At 65.8% G+C, this 18255-nt stretch carries 13 protein-coding genes, 2 pseudogenes and 1 riboswitch; of the genes and pseudogenes, 5 read left to right on the plus strand and 10 right to left on the minus strand.

Annotation, left to right across the window (positions count from 1 at the left end; all coding sequences use genetic code 11):
- Positions 1 to 10: 10 nt before the first annotated feature.
- A riboswitch (cyclic di-AMP (ydaO/yuaA leader) is annotated at positions 11 to 189 on the minus strand.
- 473 nt (positions 190 to 662) lie between these two features.
- The 6 genes and pseudogenes from qcrB to ctaC all read right to left on the minus strand — a co-directional run bounded on the left by qcrB (position 663) and on the right by ctaC (position 7102).
- On the minus strand, positions 663 to 2291 hold the full coding sequence (gene qcrB / locus QP029_RS13220; RefSeq protein ID WP_284874715.1) for a cytochrome bc1 complex cytochrome b subunit: 1629 nt from the start codon (positions 2289 to 2291) through the stop codon (positions 663 to 665).
- Positions 2291 to 3508 (minus strand): cytochrome bc1 complex Rieske iron-sulfur subunit, encoded by a 1218-nt coding sequence (qcrA, locus tag QP029_RS13225; RefSeq protein ID WP_284874716.1) that lies wholly within the window; start codon positions 3506 to 3508, stop codon positions 2291 to 2293. The genes qcrB and qcrA overlap by 1 nt, the downstream gene beginning before the upstream one ends.
- On the minus strand, positions 3505 to 4395 hold the full coding sequence (gene qcrC, locus QP029_RS13230; protein ID WP_284874717.1) for a cytochrome bc1 complex diheme cytochrome c subunit: 891 nt from the start codon (positions 4393 to 4395) through the stop codon (positions 3505 to 3507). The genes qcrA and qcrC overlap by 4 nt, the downstream gene beginning before the upstream one ends.
- A gap of 68 nt (positions 4396 to 4463) precedes the next feature.
- Complete coding sequence (ctaE, locus tag QP029_RS13235) at positions 4464 to 5078, minus strand: aa3-type cytochrome oxidase subunit III (RefSeq protein WP_284874718.1); 615 nt, start codon at positions 5076 to 5078, stop codon at positions 4464 to 4466.
- Between the two features lie 484 nt (positions 5079 to 5562).
- A complete protein-coding gene (gene ctaF / locus QP029_RS13240) occupies positions 5563 to 5994 on the minus strand; it encodes an aa3-type cytochrome oxidase subunit IV (protein ID WP_284874719.1) in 432 nt (143 codons plus the stop codon).
- Positions 5995 to 6008: 14 nt separating this feature from the next.
- Positions 6009 to 7102 (minus strand): annotated as a pseudogene (ctaC, locus tag QP029_RS13245) (aa3-type cytochrome oxidase subunit II).
- Between the two features lie 396 nt (positions 7103 to 7498).
- Here ctaC and asnB point away from each other — a divergent pair.
- Positions 7499 to 9420, plus strand: a pseudogene (asnB, locus tag QP029_RS13250) (asparagine synthase (glutamine-hydrolyzing)).
- Positions 9421 to 9707: 287 nt separating this feature from the next.
- Here asnB and QP029_RS13255 read toward each other — a convergent pair.
- Positions 9708 to 10052, minus strand: coding sequence for a HesB/IscA family protein (locus QP029_RS13255; protein WP_284874720.1), 345 nt, complete (start codon positions 10050 to 10052; stop codon positions 9708 to 9710).
- 246 nt (positions 10053 to 10298) lie between these two features.
- Here QP029_RS13255 and QP029_RS13260 point away from each other — a divergent pair, with 246 nt between their 5' ends.
- Together QP029_RS13260 and QP029_RS13265 are read left to right on the plus strand one after the other, a co-directional pair.
- Positions 10299 to 11054 carry a DUF3043 domain-containing protein gene (locus QP029_RS13260; protein ID WP_284874721.1) on the plus strand — a complete coding sequence of 252 codons (756 nt, stop codon included), beginning with the start codon at positions 10299 to 10301 and terminating at the stop codon, positions 11052 to 11054.
- Positions 11055 to 11096: 42 nt separating this feature from the next.
- A complete protein-coding gene (locus QP029_RS13265; protein ID WP_284874722.1) occupies positions 11097 to 12116 on the plus strand; it encodes a nicotinate-nucleotide--dimethylbenzimidazole phosphoribosyltransferase in 1020 nt (339 codons plus the stop codon).
- On the opposite strand, the gene QP029_RS13270 is transcribed toward QP029_RS13265, so the two are convergent.
- Both QP029_RS13270 and QP029_RS13275 read right to left on the minus strand, forming a co-directional pair.
- Positions 12100 to 12606, minus strand: a complete 507-nt coding sequence (locus QP029_RS13270; protein WP_284874723.1) for an alpha/beta fold hydrolase — start codon at positions 12604 to 12606, stop codon at positions 12100 to 12102. The genes QP029_RS13265 and QP029_RS13270 overlap by 17 nt on opposite strands.
- A gap of 221 nt (positions 12607 to 12827) precedes the next feature.
- Complete coding sequence (locus tag QP029_RS13275; protein WP_284874724.1) at positions 12828 to 13937, minus strand: branched-chain amino acid aminotransferase; 1110 nt, start codon at positions 13935 to 13937, stop codon at positions 12828 to 12830.
- Between the two features lie 82 nt (positions 13938 to 14019).
- On the opposite strand from QP029_RS13275, the gene QP029_RS13280 reads away from it, so the two are divergent.
- The gene (locus QP029_RS13280; RefSeq protein WP_284874725.1) at positions 14020 to 15531 is read left to right on the plus strand and encodes a leucyl aminopeptidase; all 1512 of its coding nucleotides are present in this window, start codon (positions 14020 to 14022) and stop codon (positions 15529 to 15531) included.
- A 12-nt stretch (positions 15532 to 15543) separates the two neighbouring features.
- Here QP029_RS13280 and QP029_RS13285 read toward each other — a convergent pair whose 3' ends face one another.
- Positions 15544 to 15936, minus strand: a complete 393-nt coding sequence (locus tag QP029_RS13285; RefSeq protein WP_284874726.1) for an oxidoreductase — start codon at positions 15934 to 15936, stop codon at positions 15544 to 15546.
- A 126-nt stretch (positions 15937 to 16062) separates the two neighbouring features.
- On the opposite strand from QP029_RS13285, the gene sucB reads away from it, so the two are divergent.
- Positions 16063 to 18186: a 2-oxoglutarate dehydrogenase, E2 component, dihydrolipoamide succinyltransferase gene (sucB, locus tag QP029_RS13290; protein ID WP_284874727.1), complete on the plus strand. Its 2124-nt coding sequence runs from the start codon at positions 16063 to 16065 to the stop codon at positions 18184 to 18186.
- The last annotated feature ends 69 nt before the right edge of the window (positions 18187 to 18255 follow it).

Here is an 18255-nt window from a genome sequence, read left to right on the forward strand (position 1 = left end):
TTCAAAATCTCCAGATTCTTCCTTGTGCCTACCGGGTTAGCTGTCGGGTGAGGAAAGGAAGCTTCCCTTTCCCACTCCACGTCACCGTGTGGGCGACGCTCTGGTGGGAATGAACCCCAGATATCTAACGTGGTGGATCCCCGGCTCCGTCTCAGCGGTGGTGCTGTACGAATTAGGCGTTGGTTCTCGGTACTCGGTTCATCCGGCGACTTCTGGCGAAGTCCCGCAATGTCTCGATCAGGTTACGAAACCGCAACGAGAAATGTCCAATGCACGGCCCCGGCGTGTCGCCGTTATCGAGCTGTTATCCACACTCCGGACCGCGGCGTCCGGCATCCATGACAGGCCGGACTGGTCGCCGCCTGCCAGTCCGACACGGCGATATCTCGCCGTAACCTGGGGATATGACCGCCTCCGGGACACTCACGGGTCGGGCCAGCACCCCTCCCCTCCTCTGAACGGCGCGTGTGAAAGTATCCGCAGTGATTCGAGTCACATCGGTGTCATCCCGGGGGAAACCCGTGATCTTTCGTGCGTATCACCGGCGGAATGGGGCGGCGAAATGCGGCGTCGGGGATGAGCGGGGCGTCGACAAGCAACAGGAAACCCGGCTCCCCGTGAGAGGGAACCGGGTTCCTTGGTGAGCGCAGTAATGCCGGGTGCTAGTCCAGCAGACCCTTCTCGCGGTCTGCGGCGCGGTTGGCCTCCTGGAGGTTCTCCAGCATGGCCTTCTCCTCACGCTCGTTGTCGTGATGGATCGCGTCGAGACGCTCTGCGATGTGGTCCGGATCCGGGCTGAAGGCACCGCCATGAGCCTGGACATCGGCGAAACCGAGCTGGTTCATGCGCTTGGGCACCGGGGCACCGGCGTAGGCCAGCGGCAGCGGGTGGCCGTGATCGTCCACCGGGCCGAGCGGCTGGTGGATCTCCACGAAGGCACCGTTCGGCATCTGCTTGATGACACCGGTCTCGATGCCGTGCTCGAGGACTGCACGGTCGGAGCGCTGCAGGCCGACGCAGATGCGGTGGGTGACGTAGTACGCCAGCGGCGGCAGGATGATGACGCCGATACGGCCGACCCAGGTCATCGCGTTGAGCGAGATCTGGAAGAAGTGGGCCACGTGGTCGTTACCACCGGAGATGGTCACCAGCAGGAAGAAGCTGATGGCCATGACGCCGATACCGGTGCGGACCGGAACGTCGCGCGGACGCTGCAGCAGGTTGTGGTGCGCATCGTCGCCGGTGGCCTTCTTCTCGATCCACGGGTAGGCGAACAGCAGGACCACCATGAGACCACAGACCAGGGCGACCCAGAACGCGGACGGGATGGTGTAGTTGCCCAGGTAGAGCTCCCACGCGGGCATGACACGGGCGACACCGTCAGTCCACAGCATGTAGACGTCAGGCTGGGAACCGGCGGAGACCTGCGAGGGATTGTAGGGGCCGATCGTCCAGATGGCGTTGATGGTGGTGAGACCGGACATCAGAGCCAGCACGCCGGCGGTCAGCAGGCCGAAGCCGATGGCCTTGGTGGCGAACAGCGGCATGATGCGGATACCGACGACGTTGTTCTCGGTGCGGCCGGCGCCCGGGAACTGGGTGTGCTTCTGGTACCAGACCAGCGCGAGGTGAGCTGCGATCAGGCCGAGGATGATGCCCGGCAGGATGAGCACGTGCGCGATGTAGAAACGGTCCAACATGAGGTCGGACGGGAAGTCGCCGCCGAAGATCAGCCAGTGCAGCCAGGTGCCGATGATCGGCAGGCCGACGATGATGGCGGACATGATGCGGAGGCCGACGCCGGAGAGCAGGTCATCCGGGAGGGAGTAACCCATGAAGCCCTCGGCCATGCCCAGGATGATCAGCGTGCAGCCGATGATCCAGTTGGCCTCACGCGGGCGACGGAACGCACCGGTGAAGAAGACACGCAGCATGTGCGCGACCATCGCCATCATGAACATCAGGGCGGCCCAGTGGTGCATCTGGCGGACGAAGAGTCCACCACGGACCTCGAAGGAGATGTCGAGGGCGGTCGCGTAGGCACGCGACATCTCGACACCGTTGAGCGGCAGGTAGGCACCGTCGTAGATCACCTTGGTGATCGACGGGTCGAAGAACAGCGCCAGGTAGACACCGGTCAGCAGCAGGATGATGAAGCTGTACAGCGCCATCTCACCGAGCATGAAGGACCAGTGGGTCGGGAAGACCTTGTTCAGCTGGGGCCGGACCAGACCCGACAGGGTGTAACGGGAATCAATGTTGTTGCCCGCTTGGGCGAGTTTGTTGCTCATTAGGACTTACGCTCCCAGAATGCCGGGCCGAGGGCTTCAATGAAGTTCCCCTTGGCGATGAGGTAACCCTCTTCATCAACGTCAATCGGCAGCTGCGGCAGAGCACGGGCGGCCGGGCCGAAGATCGGCTTGCCGTACTGCAGCGCGTCGAACTGCGACTGGTGGCACGGGCACAGGATGCGGTTGGTCTGGGCCTCGTACAGAGAGGTCGGGCAACCGATGTGCGTGCAGATCTTCGAGTACGCGTAGTAGTCGCCGTAGTGGAAGTCTTCCTGACCCTCGCGCTCGACGGCCTTCTCGGCGTCCTCGGAGCGCAGACGGATCAGCATGACCGAGTTACGCGGACCGTGGATCGAGTGCATGTGGTTCTCGTAGACGTCGCGGGTCGGATCGTAGTTCTCACCGTCGTTGACGTCTTCCTCGGTCAGCGGGTACACGGTCTCCATACCGCCGGCGTCGATGTCCTCGGGACGGACGCGGACGAGACGGGAGACACCCGCGGTGACGAAGTGGGTGCCGGCCTCGCCGGTGTGGGACTCCGCGATGGCGGAGGTGTCCCGGGCCAGGTACAGCTTGACGCCCTCGTTGTGCAGCGTCCAGCCGGAGGTCCACAGGGTGCCGTTGCCCATGATGCCGAGCTCGCCGGGCTTCCACGGGTTCTTGACCATGCCGCCGAGCGGGGCGACCACGACGAGGCCGGCGAGGATGCCGGCGCCGCCGAGCAGACCCTGGAGGGCCTTACGACGACCCAGGGTCGAGGTCTGCCAGGAATCGTTCAGCAGTGCGGTGATGGTGCGGCGGTCAACCTCTTCAGAGGGGCCGTCGTGGCGACGCTGCACCGAGATCTCCTCGGGAACGATCTTCTTCACGTACTGGATGACCGCGAAGCCGAGCGCCAGGATGGAGATGCCGGAGGTCAGGCCGAGCAGCGGGGTGTAGAAGGTGTGGAAGAGGTGACCCTCCTCGCCCAGGTTCTTGAACTCCCAGGGCCAGAAGATGTAGATGCCGAGGAACGCGATGGCGGCGATGATGCCGACGATCAGCCAGATCATGACGCCGCGGGCGGCGCGCTTCTCCGCCGGATCATTGGCGACCGGGAAGCGCTCCTTGCGGTACGCGACCGTCACGCCGTCGAGCTCGGTGCCCAGGCGGGCGAGCTCGTCGTTGCTCATCGCGTTGAGCTCCTGCTCGGTGTACTTCTTGTTCTCGTTGCTCATGAGCGCGATCCAATCCACATAGCGGCGGCACCCAGCAGGGTGATGCCGATGAACCACATGGCCATACCTTCAGAGACCGGGCCGAGGCCGCCGAGGGACCAGCCACCCGGGGACGGGGTCTCCTTGGACGCCTTGACGAAGGCGATGATGTCCTTCTTCTCCTCAGCCGAGAGCTGACGATCAGAGAACTTCGGCATGTTCTGCGGGCCGGTGAGCATCGCCTGGTAGATCTCCTGCTCATTCGCGGGATCCAGCGGCGGAGCATACTTACCGGAGGACAGTGCGCCACCACGACCGGTGAAGTTGTGGCAGGACGCGCAGTTGAGGCGGAAGAGCTCGCCACCGCGGGCGATGTCCTCGGCCGCGATCTGGCCGTCGTAGTTCTTGCCACGGAGTTCCTCCATGGCGATGGTGCCGTCCTCGTTGTAGACGAGCTCCGGGCCGCCACCGTTGGCAGCGACATAGGCCGCCATGGCCAGGGTCTGCTGCTCGGTGTAGCGCGGGGTCTTGCGCTCAGCCTGGGCGTCGTTGGACATCATCGGCATACGGCCGGAGTGCACCTGGAAGTACACGGCGCCCTCGCCGGTACCGATGAGGGACGGGCCGCGCTCCGGCACACCCTGGAGGTTCGCACCGTGGCAGGTGATGCAGGCGACGTCGTAGAGGTCCTTGCCCTCCTGGATCAGCGCCTGGTCATCCTGCTGCGCGGTGGCGATCTGGGCATCCGGGGTCAGCGCGGTGGCGAGCACGCCCGCACCGGTGAGACCCAGGGTGAGCGCGAAGGCGCCGGCGGCCGTGCGACGCATCTTGCGCCGGCTGCGGGCCTTCTTGGCCGCGGCGGACGACGAGGTGTCGCCGGCCGTGGCGTTGTTCGGGGTGGTTTCCATCAGTTTCCCTTTTGAAAATCGTGGCGGAAAGTGAATGGCTGTAGGCCGAGTGCTCGGCTGACTACGGCCTACTGGACTAGGTAGAGAGTGATGAAGACGCCGATCCAGATGACGTCGACGAAGTGCCAGTAGTACGACACGACCATGGCCGCGGTGGCCTGGGCGGGCGTGAACTTGGACTTGGCCAGACGCATGAGGATCACCACGAAGGCGATCACACCGGCGGTCACGTGGGCTGCGTGGAAGCCCGTGATGATGTAGAAGACGGATCCGAACACGCTGGACTGGATGGTCACACCGTGGTGGATCATCTCGTAATACTCGAAGGCCAGGAAACCGAGGAAGGCCACTGCCAGTGCCACGGTGATCCAGAACCAGCGTCGGAGACCGAAAACGTCACCCCTTTCAGCTGCGAAGACGCCGAACTGTGCGGTGAACGAGGAGGCGACCAGAATCGTCGTGATGATGAAGCCGTACACGACGTTAAGGTTGGCGGTCTGCTCCGCCCAATCGCCTGCCTGGCCGTTCGCACGCGACGTGAAGTACATCGCGAACAGTCCGGCGAAGAACATCAATTCCTGGGACAGGAACACGATCGTGCCGACACTGACCATGTTGGGTCGGTTCAGTGCAGGAACACGCCGTGGTGCTGCCATGTCTGGGTTTGAAACTGCGCTCGTCACGTAGGACAGTATGACGGTTTTCGGCGCGGAAGTCACCTCGTATCCCCCCGTGTCCGGCGCGAAAACACGATTTTCACCTGCGGTTTTAGCGTGGCCCCCGAAACGGGCGAAAAAGTTTCCACCCCCGGGAACTTTTCCGGGAACTATCCGACGCAGCATTCCCGCTGGTCATCTCCCCCACCACGGTCGCCGACCCCTCAGTGACAGTTGTTGGGCGTAACCCTACCCCATCCCGCGCGGTGCGGGGCAGGAACCGCCAGGAGGGTACAAGAGATTCAGATCACAACGCTTTCGGCGGTTCCGGGGCGGGTACCAACTTTCGATTGACCCCCGATAACCAGCGCATTCCCCTCCCACGGACCTCGGGAAGCACCCCCTCCCCCTCCCACCGGGAGCGTCACCCCGCCCCGGAATCCACGAACGGCGCCCTCCGTGATGGAGGGCGCCGTGAGGATTCGTGGGGCAGCTGGCGGGCCGTGAGGCTCTAGTGCTTTTCCTTCGGCAGACCGTACTGCAGGTTGAGCATGGTGCCGGCCCAGACAAGCAGGACCGCGCCCAGGGCGATCAGCCAGTAGTGCCAGAAGGCGACACCGAGACCGAGCACCATGACGGCACCTGCCATGGCGGCGGGCCAGATGGAGTTCGGGGAGAAGAAACCGAGAATACCGGCCTTGTCCTCGACCTCAGCCTCTTCCCAGTCCTCGGGGAGGACATCGGTGCGACGCTCGGTGAAGTGGAGGTACCCGCCCAGCATCATCGCTAGGGCGAAGGAGAGGACCAGGGCGACGATGCCGACCCATTCCGCTCCGAACAGGTACGCGTCGTCGGCGACGTAGGTGGTGGCGAAAATGTAGATGATGGCTACCAGCCCGATGAATGCGGCGACGGCGTACATCAGTTTTGCACTTGCGTTCATTGCGCTACCCCTTCCTAGACGTTCTCGTTGTTGTCGATGACGTTCTCGCCGTCCCAGGTCTGACGGGACGAGTTGAACGGGTGGGTGGAGGTCGCGTACGGGGCCTCGCCGATGGCGGCCAGAGCCTCAGAGTTCGGGGCATCCGGGTTGTCGATGCGGAACTGCATGTACTCGGTGAAGGCCTCCGGGGAGACCGCGCGCAGCTCGAAGTTCATCATCGAGTGGTAGGTACCGCACATCTCGGCACAGCGGCCGACGAATGCGCCCTCTTCCTCGATGGCCTCGATCTGGAAGGCACGCTGCTGCTGGTTGGTCTCCGGGTGGGCGTAGGCGTCACGTTTGAACAGGAATTCCGGGATCCAGAACGAGTGGGCGACGTCACCGGAAGCGAGCTGGAACTCGATCGGGGTGTTGGTCGGGAGAACCAGGACCGGAACCTCCTCGGTGGTGCCGAGGGTCTCGATCTGGTTGAAGTGGAGGTACGACTGGTCGCCCTTGGACATACCGTGGATCGGGTTGGGGTTCTTGACCTGCTCCGGATCGTCGTACTTGGACTCGTCGGCCAGAGCCTGACGCTCCTCGTCGGCACCGATGTACTCGGAGCCGGTCGGGCTCAGCTGGGCGCCGACGTTCTGGTAGCCGAACTTCCAGTTCCACTGGAATGCGGTGACGTCAACGGTGACCTGCGGATCCTTGTCCAGCGCGGTGACCTTCTGCTGCGTCTGGACGGTGAAGAAGAACAGACCCATGACGATGATGATCGGCATGATGGTCAGGACCAGTTCCAGTGGAATGTTGTACTGCAGCTGCTTCGGGAACTCACCCTTGCCCTGCTTCTCGGCCTTCTTCGCGTTCCAGCTGAAGATGGCGACGAGCATGAGGACCCACATGATGATGCCGATGATCCAGGCGGTCACCCAGACCCAGATCCAGAAGTTGTACATCGACGTGGCTTCCGGGGTGATGCCCTGGGGCCAGCCCATGCCGAGAATCCTGCCGACGCTCTCGGGGGAGCGACGTCACAGCCGGCGAGCGCGAGGCCCGCGAGAGCCATGACGCCACCGAGACCCGCCTTACGGGCGAAGCCGCGAATATTACGCTGTTCCACGTGTGTCTGCCTTCCTGTCCACACTAAATCCTTGAACACTGGTGAAGCATTCCTAACTAAGCAGGATAGTTCATCGGCGGATGCCATCCGACCGCTTTCATCCCGGCCACGTCGGGCGATGCCGCACCTGTGCCACTCGAAGTACCCCGGATGTTACAGCCCAGGTGGGATAACCACCGAATGACCGCGGAACCCCCTCCCCTGGGGTGTAACCCAATTCACAATCGCCGGTGCGCGGCATCATCCGAAAGTATCCACCCGTTCGGGGATTTCTCCCACCCCCTCCCCCACCGGCGGCCGAATCCGGCCGTTGACGTGGCGGTGTCGGCGCCCGGGCGGTCGGGGTCGTATCGTGGGACCATCACTGTCCGTTATATAGAGGAGAACATCTTTCACATGTGCGGCTTCATTGGCCTAGTGGCCAGCGGCGCGAATGCGCCCGAGTTCGTCGATGCCGTGACGCGGTCCCTGCCGTGCATGCGTCACCGCGGCCCGGACGACCTCGGCACCTGGAACGACGAGGACGTGGTCTTCGGCTTCAACCGTCTGGCCATCGTCGATCTCGATCACTCCCAGCAGCCACTGGTGTGGGGCCCGGCGGACAACCCGGAGCGCTACACCCTCGTGTTCAACGGGGAGATCTACAACTACGTCGAGCTACGGGAGGAACTGACCGCCGCCGGCCTCACGTTCACCACCGAGGGTGACTCCGAGACCATCGTCGTCGGATACCACCACTGGGGCGCAGACGTCGTGGAGCACCTGCGCGGCATGTTCGCCTTCGCCATCTGGGACACCCAGGAGAAGGTCATGTTCGCGGCCCGTGACCAGTTCGGCATCAAGCCGCTGTACTACGCCACCACCGACGCCGGCACCGTCTTCGCCTCCGAGAAGAAGTCCATCCTGGAGATGGCGACCGAGTTGGGTCTCGATCTCAGCCTTGACCGCCGGGCCATCGAGCACTACGTGGACCTCCAGTACGTGCCCGAACCGGAGTCGCTGCACGCCAACATCCGTCGCGTGGAGTCAGGCTGCACGGTGACGCTGCGTCCGGGAGGGACGGTCGTCGACAAGCGGTACTTCAAGCCCACCTTCCCGGTACAGCCGGTCCCCAAGGGGAAGGAACAGGACCTGTTCGACCGCATCGCGCGTGTCCTCGAGGACTCGGTGGAGAAGCACATGCGGGCAGACGTGACCGTCGGCTCCTTCCTCTCCGGTGGCATCGACTCCACCGCCATCGCGACGCTGGCCAAGCGCCACAACCCCAACCTGCTCACCTTCACCACCGGCTTCGAGCGGGAGGGCTACTCCGAGGTCGACGTCGCGGCAGAGTCGGCGGCGGCGATCGGGGTGGAGCACATCGTCAAGGTCGTCTCCCCCGAGGAGTACGCCGGCGCCATCCCCAAGATCATGTGGTACCTCGACGACCCCGTCGCCGACCCGTCCCTGGTCCCGCTGTTCTTCGTCGCCCAGGAGGCCCGCAAGCACGTCAAGGTCGTCCTCTCCGGCGAAGGCGCCGATGAGCTGTTCGGTGGGTACACCATCTACAAGGAACCGCTGTCGCTCGCGCCCTTCGAGAAGATCCCCTCCCCCTGCTCAAGGGCCTGCGCCAGCTGGGCAAGGTCCTCCCCGACGGCGTCAAGGGCAAGTCCCTGCTCGACCGCGGCACCCAGACCATGGAGGAGCGCTACTACGGCAACGCCCGCTCCTTCAACTTCGAGCAGCTCCAGCGCGTCCTGCCGTGGGCGAAGGAGGAATGGGACCACAAGGAGGTCACCGCCCCCGTCTACGACGTCTCCCGCGACATGGACCCCGTCGCCCGGATGCAGCACCTCGACCTGTTCACCTGGATGCGCGGCGACATCCTGGTCAAGGCCGACAAGATCAACATGGCCAACTCGCTGGAACTGCGCGTGCCCTTCCTGGACAAGGAGGTGTTCAAGGTCGCCGAGACCATCCCGACCGACCTGAAGATCGCCAACGGCACCACCAAGTACGCGCTGCGCAAGGCCATGGAGCAGATCGTGCCCCCGCACGTCCTGCACCGGAAGAAGCTCGGCTTTCCCGTCCCCATGCGCCACTGGCTCGCCGGCGACGAACTCTACGGCTGGGCCCAGGACACCATCAACGAGTCCCAGACCGACGACATCTTCAACCGGAAGGCCGTCCTGGAGATGCTCAAGGAACACCGCGACGGCGTCTCCGACCACTCCCGTCGCCTGTGGACCGTCCTCGCGTTCATGGTCTGGCACGGCATCTTCATCGAGCACCGGATCGACCCGCAGATCGAGGAGAAGGACTACCCCGTCTCGTTGTAACGGCTGCAGGCGTCCGTGGACTGGTTCACCAGTTCGCCTGGCCCAATTCGCCTGACCCAATTCGCCTGACCCAATTCGAGTACCCCAATTCGAGTACCCCAATTCGACCTCCCCAATAAATCGGGTGGCCCTCCCGGCGCTCTCGATTCATTGGTGATGTCGAATTGGGGTTTCGCTCTCCAGCCCCACCGCCCCGTACACGACCCCCACACGACAACGCCCGCCCCACCCCGGAACGGATCCGGAGGGGACGGGCGTGGTCAGGCCGGACAACCGGCCGGGACCCCCTAGTTGAAGGAGTCGCCGCAGGCGCAGGAGCCGCCGGCGTTGGGGTTGTCGATGGTGAAGCCCTGAGACTCGATGGTGTCGGCGAAGTCGATGCGGGCTCCGGTCAGGTACGGCACGGACATCTTGTCCACGACGAGGCGGACGCCGCCGATCTCGTCGACCTTGTCGCCGTCGAGGGAGCGGTCGTCGAAGTAGAGCTGGTAGCGCAGGCCGGCGCAGCCACCGGGCTGGACGGCGATGCGCAGGGCGAGGTCGTCGCGGCCTTCCTGATCGAGCAGGGCCTTGGCCTTGGCAGCGGCGGTGTCGGACAGGATGACGCCGGTACTGGAGGTGGGGGCGGTCATGGTGGTCTCCTTGCGTTTTGGGTACTTCGGTTGCGCCAGGAACTCCCTCGTAGACCGAAGGGAAACCCGTATAGGCGACCACCATACTCCCGTGGGAAGTATCAGGTCCACCTGGGTTTGTTAGGTCACGGTAACCCGGGGCCGGGCGGGCCGGCTCGGCAGTTGTGGTGGCGCTTACCTGTAGTCAACGCCGTGGGGTCGACCCGTATTCCCGGAATGTTCCCCGGGCCTTGTAGCCTGGGGTTCGTGAAACTTCCCTGGCAGAAATCCGATGACAGCACCCCCGCGGCCGGGTCGACCCGCGCGGATCTGAGCGAGCACACCGGCACCGCAGGCACTGCAGACAGCGCAGGCACGGCCAACGCGTCCGCCAACGCCGACGGCACCGAGCCCCGTCGCCCGAAGGGGTACACCCCGCCGAAGGGTCGGCCGACGCCGAAGCGTCGTGAGGTGGAGATCGAGCGTGGCATCATCCGTGATCCTTCGGCCCCGAAGTCAGCGGCGCAGCGTAGTGCGCAGCGCAAGGAGCTGAAGAAGTCCATGTCCAAGGAGGAGTGGAAGGCCTACAAGGCGAAGGAGCGGGAGGAGTCGCGTCAGCACCAGCGGGAGGTGCAGAAGGCGATGGACCGGGGTGATGAGCGCTATCTCATGCCCCGTGACCAGGGCGAGGAGCGTGGTTACGTGCGTGACTGGGTGGATTCGCGTCGCTTCCTCAACAACTGGGTGATGCCGGTGGCGTTGGGTCTGCTGGTGATCCTGTTCATCGGTACATGGCTGCCGGAGGTGGCCAACGTGATGTCGATGTTCGCGATGGTTCTCATGTTCATGTTCTTCATCGAGGGCGTCTGGCTGGGCAGCCGGGCGAACAAGGCGGTGCGGGCGAAGTTCCCGGGTACGACGGCCGCCGGCCTGGGTCTGGGCTTCTACACGTACTCGCGGGCGACGCAGCCGCGGAAGTGGCGTACCCCGAAGCCGCGCGTGGAGATCGGCCAGCAGGTTTAATCGTCAGGTAGTCCGCCACCCGTGCCTTCAGGAGGTTTCCCCGTGGATTCGACCCCGCTCTTCGACGCTGTCGCTGCTCCCGACGAGCAGGCCCGTGAGGATGTGTTCACCCGTCTGGCGCAGGCCGACACGGTGGGAGCCGGCCTGGGTCGGTTGGGGGAGGTCGCCGGGTGGGTGGCCGCCTGCCAGGGGCAGGTCCCGCCGCGGCCAGTCACCCGTGCCCGGGTGGTGGTGTTCGCCGGGGATCACGGGATCGCCGCCCGTGGGGTGTCGTTGCTGGATCCCGGTACCTCGGTCGTGCAGACGGAGCAGGTCCGGGAGGGTGCCGGCGCGGTGAATGTGCTGGCGCGGGCGGCGGGGGCGTCGATACGCATGGTGGATGTGTCGCTGGACCATGAGGCGTGGGGGGATGAGCGGGTGGCGCGGTCGTCGGGGGCGGTCGACGTCGAGGACGCGATGACCGCCGAGCAGTTCGACCGGGCGCTGGAGATCGGTCGCCGGATCGCCGATCAGGAGGTTGACGGCGGCGCTGACCTGCTCATTCCGGGTGATCTGGGGGTCGGCGGCACGACGGTGGCCGCGTCGGTGCTCGGTGCGTTCACGCGGACGGAGCCGGTGGCGATCGTCGGCCCGGGTGTCGGGATGACCGATGGGATGTGGAAGATCAAGGTCAGTGTCATCCGGGACGCGATGTTCCGGGTGCGCGGCCTGGCGGCGCAGCCGCTGGAGGTTCTCCGGATGGTCTCCTCGCCGGACTTCGTGGCGCTGGTGGGGTTCATCGCGCAGGCCGCGGTGCGCCGCACCCCGCTGCTTCTCGACGGCGCCCTGGTCACCACCGCAGCCTACGTCGCCGAACGCCTCGCCCCGGGTGCCCGGGACTGGTTCTGGGCGGGGCAGCTGACGCCGGAGCCCGCCCATCTCATCGCCCTGCAGGCGCTCGACCTCACGCCGCTCATCGCCCTGGACATGACCGCCGGGCAGGGCACCGGGGCGCTCGCGGCCCTGCCGTTGGTGACCTCGGCCGTCGAGCTGGTCGCTGACGAACTCAGTTCCTGCGGCTGATCAGCACCTCGAGCGCATCCGCCAGTTCCACCGGGCGGCTGAGCGCCACCGGGTGGCCGCCGTCCATGAGGTCCGCCTCGATCCCGACCCGTCGCCGGGTCAGTTCCTGCATGTACTCGACGGGGAGCAGGCGGTCGCCCCGGGTGAGCAGCACGGCGGTGGGGACGTCTGGCCAGCGGTCCAGCGGCCACGGGTCGGCGAAGGCGCTGTCGGTGTGGTCGATCGCGTGGTGTGTGAGCTTCTCGACCAGGGAGTCGGGTAGCTCGTGGAAGAAGATGGTGGCCGCGTCCGAGTCCTCGGCTGTGCTCCACCCTTCCCGGTCCGCCTGACGACGGCGGGCGGCTGCGTAGCCCGGCAGATCCCAGAACTGGGCGGGCGTTTCCCCGGGCGCGGGGAGCATCGGCGTGAGCAGGATGAGTTGGCGTGCCCCGATGTCCTCCGCCAGGAGGGTGCCCGGGTACGCCCGAACGACTGTGCCACGACGACGCACCCGGGTGACCGGCCGATCTGCTCCACTGCGGCTGCCACGTAATCCGCGAGGAGTGCGGTGTCGGAATCGTAGGGCAGGAACACCGGGATCACCTCATGTCCCCGGGCGGTGAGCTCCGCGGTGAGCAGGTGCCAGTACCAAGGCCCGCTGGCCGCCGGCGGGATGAGCGCGATTCTCGCCATGTCACCAGCGTACGCAGCTGGTCGGCCCGGAAGGCTTCGCTAGTTCGCCGGGACGAGGGTGTGCACCCAGCCGTGGGTGTCCTCGTACTCGCCGCGCTGGATGTGGGTGAGGCGTTCGCGCATGGCCATGGTGATCTCGCCGGGCTGGTTGCCGTTGATCTCGAACTCGCCGTGGTTGGACAGGACGCGGCCGACGGGGGTGATCACGGCGGCGGTGCCGCAGGCCATGGCCTCGGTCATGGCGCCGGACGCGACGTCGTCGTGCCAGTCGACCTTGGAGATGCGCTTCTCGGCGGTCTCGTGCCCGAGGTCGCGGGCGACCTGCAGCAGGGAGTCGCGGGTGATGCCGGGTAGCAGGGAGCCGGACAGTTCCGGGGTGACCACGGTGGCGTTGTCGCCGGAGCCGTAGACGAAGAAGAGGTTCATGCCGCCCATCTCCTCGATGTAGGTGTGCTCGATGGCGTCCAGCCACACGACCTGGTCACAGCCCTTCTCCTCGGCCTGGGCCTGGGCGAGCAGGGAGGCGGCGTAGTTGCCGGCGAACTTGGCGGCACCGGTACCGCCCGGGGCGGCGCGGGTGTAGTCCTCGGACAGCCACACGGACACGGGCTTGACGCCGCCGGTGAAGTAGGCGCCGACGGGCGAGGCGATGACGATGAAGGTGTAGGCGTTCGCCGGGCTGACGCCCAGGGAGACCTCGGTGGAGATCATGAAGGGCCGGATGTACAGGCTGGCCTCGCCGCCGGCAGCGGGCACCCACTGCTGGTCGATGTCCACGAGCAGGCGGATCGCCTCGAGGAAGTCCTCGGTGGGCAGCGGCGGCATGGCCATGCGCTCGGCGGAACGCTGCATGCGGGCGGCGTTCTCCTCGGGGCGGAACGTGGCGATGGAGCCGTCGGGCTGCCGGTAGGCCTTGATACCCTCGAAGATCGCCTGCCCGTAATGGAACACGGTGGTCGCCGGGTCCATGGGGATCGCCTCATAGGGTCGCACCTGCGCGTCGTGCCAGCCGTCCTGCTCGGACCACTGAATGGTGACCATGTGGTCGGTGAATTTCTTGCCGAACTTCGGGTTGGCCAGAATCTCCTCGAGCGCCTCGGGGGAGGTCGGCGTGCTGGTGCGGTTCACGGTGAAGTTGAGAGACGACATGGCGATAACGCTACACCCGCCCCGCCGGACCCACATCTATAAGCTGGACGAATCGCACGCCCCATCAAGGAGGAACTCATCCATGGCAAAAACCTCGTTCGCCCTTCCGGCCCGCTGCACCACCCCGCAGCTCAAACTGTCGAAGAAGGCCCCGAAGTCCACCGACGTCTACCTCGTCCCACTGCTGGCCGGCGAGGACGGACCGGAGCTTCCCGCCTCCGAGCTGCTTGACGACGCCGCCCTGCGCCACGTCCTCTCCTCCCTCACGGCCGTCGGGGCCACCGGCCGCGCCTGCGAGGTCACCCGCGTCGCCGCCCCCGAGGATCTGGGTGTCGCCCAGGTCATCGCCGTCGGCCTCGGCGACCCGGAGGAGTTGACCGACGAGACCCTGCGTCAGGCCGCCGGCACCGCCGCCCGCGCACTGACCGGCGTGAAGACCGCCGCCACCACCCTCGGTGTCTTCGGCCTGGCCGCCGCCGTCGAGGGCATCGCCCTGGGTGCCTACCGCTACCGCGGGCTGCGCAGCGACGAGGAGAAGAAGTCCGCCGCCCCCGTGGCCACCGTCGTCTTCGTCGGCGACACCAAGTCCGGCAAGGCCGAGTTCGAGACCGCCCGCACCTCCGCCGAGGCCGTCATCTTCGCCCGCGACCTGGTCAACACCCCCTCCTCCCACCTCTACCCCGAGTCCTATGCTGCGATCCTCACCGCCGAGGCCGAGGAGGCCGGCCTCGAGGTCGAGGTGCTCGACGAGAAGGCCCTGAAGAAGCAGGGCTTCGGCGGCATCCTCGCCGTCGGCCAGGGCTCCTCCCGCGGCCCCCGCCTGGTCCGCCTGACCTGGAACCCGGGTAAGGCGAAGAAGTCCGTCGCCTTCGTGGGCAAGGGCATCACCTTCGACACCGGCGGCATCTCCCTCAAGCCGGGCGCGAAGATGGAGGACATGATCTCCGACATGGGCGGCTCCGCGGCCGTCGCGGCGACGGTCATCGCGGCCGCGAAGCTCAAGCTGCCCGTGAAGATCACCGCCACCCTGCCGCTGGCCGAGAACATGCCCTCCGGCACCGCCCAGCGCCCGGGCGACGTGATCACCCACTACGGTGGCATCACCTCCGAGATCATCAACACCGACGCCGAGGGTCGCCTCGTCCTGGCCGACGCCATCGCACGTGCCTGCGAAGACAAACCCGACTACCTCGTCGAGACCGCCACCCTCACCGGCGCGCAGATGGTCGCCCTGGGCACCCGCACCTCCGGTGTCATGGGCTCCGATGAGCTGCGGGACCGCATCGCCGAACTCGGCCGCACCGTCGGCGAGCCCGCGTGGGCCATGCCGCTGCTGGAGGAGCAGGAGGAGGAGCTGAAGTCCCCGGTCGCGGACATCCGCAACTCCCACAACTCCCGCTTCGGCGGCATGCTCTTCGCCGGGCTCTACCTGTCCAAGTTCGTTCCCGAGGGTCAGGAATGGGCCCACGTGGACATCGCCGGCCCCTCCTTCAACGGCGGCGGCGTCTCGGGCTACACCAACAAGCGCGCCACCGGTGTGCCCGTCCGCACCTTCCTGGCCCTGCTGGCCGAGGTCGCGGCCGAGGGCAGGTAGGGCCGGACAGCGTCAGTCGGGCAGCTCGCCCCGGTCGAATCTCGCCCGGCGGCGACGCTGCTCTTCTCGTTTGCGAAGCAGACGCTCGCGCTCGATCCGTTCGCGCATGCGCTGGGGGTACCCGGTCTCCTCGACGTCATAGACCGGACAGTCGAGCAGCTTGGCCACCGCATCAATCCCCTTTGGCCCGCCGATCCGGCGCCGGGTGAACTCGCCGTGTTCATCCACCAGGACGACCGACATCTCGTTGACCACGGTCTCCGGCTCCACGAACGCCTCGACGAACGCCCGGCCACGTGACCACTCCCGCAGGTGCTCGGCATCAGCTGCGCGGATGGTCTCACCGGGGGCGCGGGGCGGCCGGAGACTGGACCGGGACTTGTTGCGACCGAATACGTTGAACACGCCTTACAATTCTAGGGGTAGCCGACCTCGGCACGACACCCTTGGTGACACGGACACCATATTAAGCGGTACGCTGAGGGGCATTAACCGTCGATGAACACAACGATTTCGAGGAGTCAGAACACCATGGCGTTCTCCGTAGAGATGCCCGAGCTGGGCGAGTCAGTCACCGAAGGCACCATCACCCAGTGGCTCAAGCAGGTGGGCGACACCGTGGAGGTCGACGAGCCGTTGCTCGAGGTCTCCACCGACAAGGTGGACACCGAGATCCCCTCCCCGAAGGCCGGTGTGCTCCTGGAGATCAAGGCCGAGGAGGATGACACCGTCGACGTCGGCGCCGTCATCGCCGTCATCGGTGACGAGGGCGAGTCCGCCGACTCCTCCGATGACTCCGACTCCGATTCGGCTGACGAGTCTGCCGACGAACCGGCCGAGGACGAGCCGAAGAAGGACGTGAAGAAGTCCTCCTCGAAGTCCTCCGGTGGCGAGGCCACCGACGTGGAGATGCCGGAGCTCGGCGAGTCCGTCACCGAGGGCACCATCACCCAGTGGCTGAAGTCGGTCGGCGACACCGTCGAGGTCGACGAGCCGCTGCTAGAGGTCTCCACCGACAAGGTCGACACCGAGATCCCCTCCCCCGTAGCCGGCACCCTGGTCGAGATCCTCGCCGATGAGGACGACACCGTCGACGTCGGCGCCGTGATCGCCCGCATCGGCGACGAGGACGCCGCCGCCGGTGGCTCCGACGACGCTGATGATTCCGACGATGAGGACGTCCCCTCCGACGAGGCCATTGAGGAGGCCGAGTCCAAGGCCGACAACGACACCGTCGACGAGGCGGCCGACTCCGACGAGGACGCCTCCGAGGCTGACTCCGATGACGCTGACGGCGAGTCCACCGATGTGGAGATGCCGGAGCTCGGCGAGTCCGTCACCGAGGGCACCATCACCCAGTGGCTGAAGTCCGTCGGCGACACCGTCGAAGTCGACGAGCCGCTGCTCGAGGTCTCCACCGACAAGGTCGACACCGAGATCCCCTCCCCCGTAGCCGGCACCCTGGTCGAGATCCTCGCCGATGAGGACGACACCGTCGACGTCGGCGCCGTGATCGCCAAGGTCGGCTCCGGTTCCCCGAAGAAGGCCGAGAAGAAGGAGGCTCCCAAGAAGGAGGAGCCGAAGAAGGACGAGGCCAAGGGCGACGAGGAGAAGTCCAAGGACGACTCCGCCGCACGCAAGGACGCCGAGAAGCTGGCCGAGGACAACGAGAAGGACGAGAAGAAGTCCGAGAAGTCCGACAAGAAGGTTAACAACGACAACGTCCCGTACGTGACTCCGCTGGTCCGTAAGCTCGCCGACAAGCACGGCGTGGACCTGTCCACGATCGAGGGCACCGGCGTGGGTGGCCGTATCCGTAAGCAGGATGTCCTGGCCGCCGCCGACGGTGACACCCAGCCGAAGGCCGACGAGACCGCCGCCAAGGGCGAGCGCGCCAACTGGTCCACCAAGTCCGTGGATCCGGAGAAGGCCGACCTGATCGGCACGACCCAGAAGGTCAACCGGATCCGCGAGATCACCGCCGCCACCATGGTCAAGGCGCTGCAGACCACCGCGCAGCTGACCCACGTGCAGGAGGTCGACATGACCCGCGTCGCGGAGCTGCGGAAGTCCGCGAAGGAGACGTTCGTGTCCAAGCACGGTGCGAACCCGACCTACCTGGTCTTCATCGTCAAGGCCGTGGCCGAGGCCCTGGTCTCCCACCCGAACGTCAACGCGTCCTACAACGCGGAGACCAAGGAGATGACCTACCACGCGGACGTCAACATCGGCATCGCAGTGGACACCCCGCAGGGTCTGCTCGTTCCGGTGATCAAGAAGGCCCAGGAGAAGTCCCTGGTCGAGATCGCCGAGGCCATCACCGACCTGGCCGAGCGTGCCCGCAACAAGAAGCTGCGCCCGGACGATCTGGCCGGTGGCACCTTCACGGTGACCAACATCGGTTCCGAGGGTGCCCTGCTCGACACCCCGGTGCTCACGCCGCCGCAGGCCGGCATCCTGGGTACCGCGGCCATTGAGAAGCGCCCGGTCGTCGTCACCGATGACGGTGTGGACTCCATCGCGATCCGTCAGATGTGCTACCTGCCGTTCACCTACGATCACCAGGTGATCGACGGTGCTGACGCGGGCCGGTTCATCACCACCGTCAAGGACCGCCTGGAGACCGCGGACTTCCAGTCTGACCTGGATATCTAGGCTCCGGAACACCACCGCCATCGACTCCGGTCGGGTGGCGGTTTTTCCATCTCCACCACCGGTGTCGGT

The organism is Corynebacterium suedekumii, assembly GCF_030252185.1.
Lineage (GTDB): Bacteria > Actinomycetota > Actinomycetes > Mycobacteriales > Mycobacteriaceae > Corynebacterium > Corynebacterium suedekumii.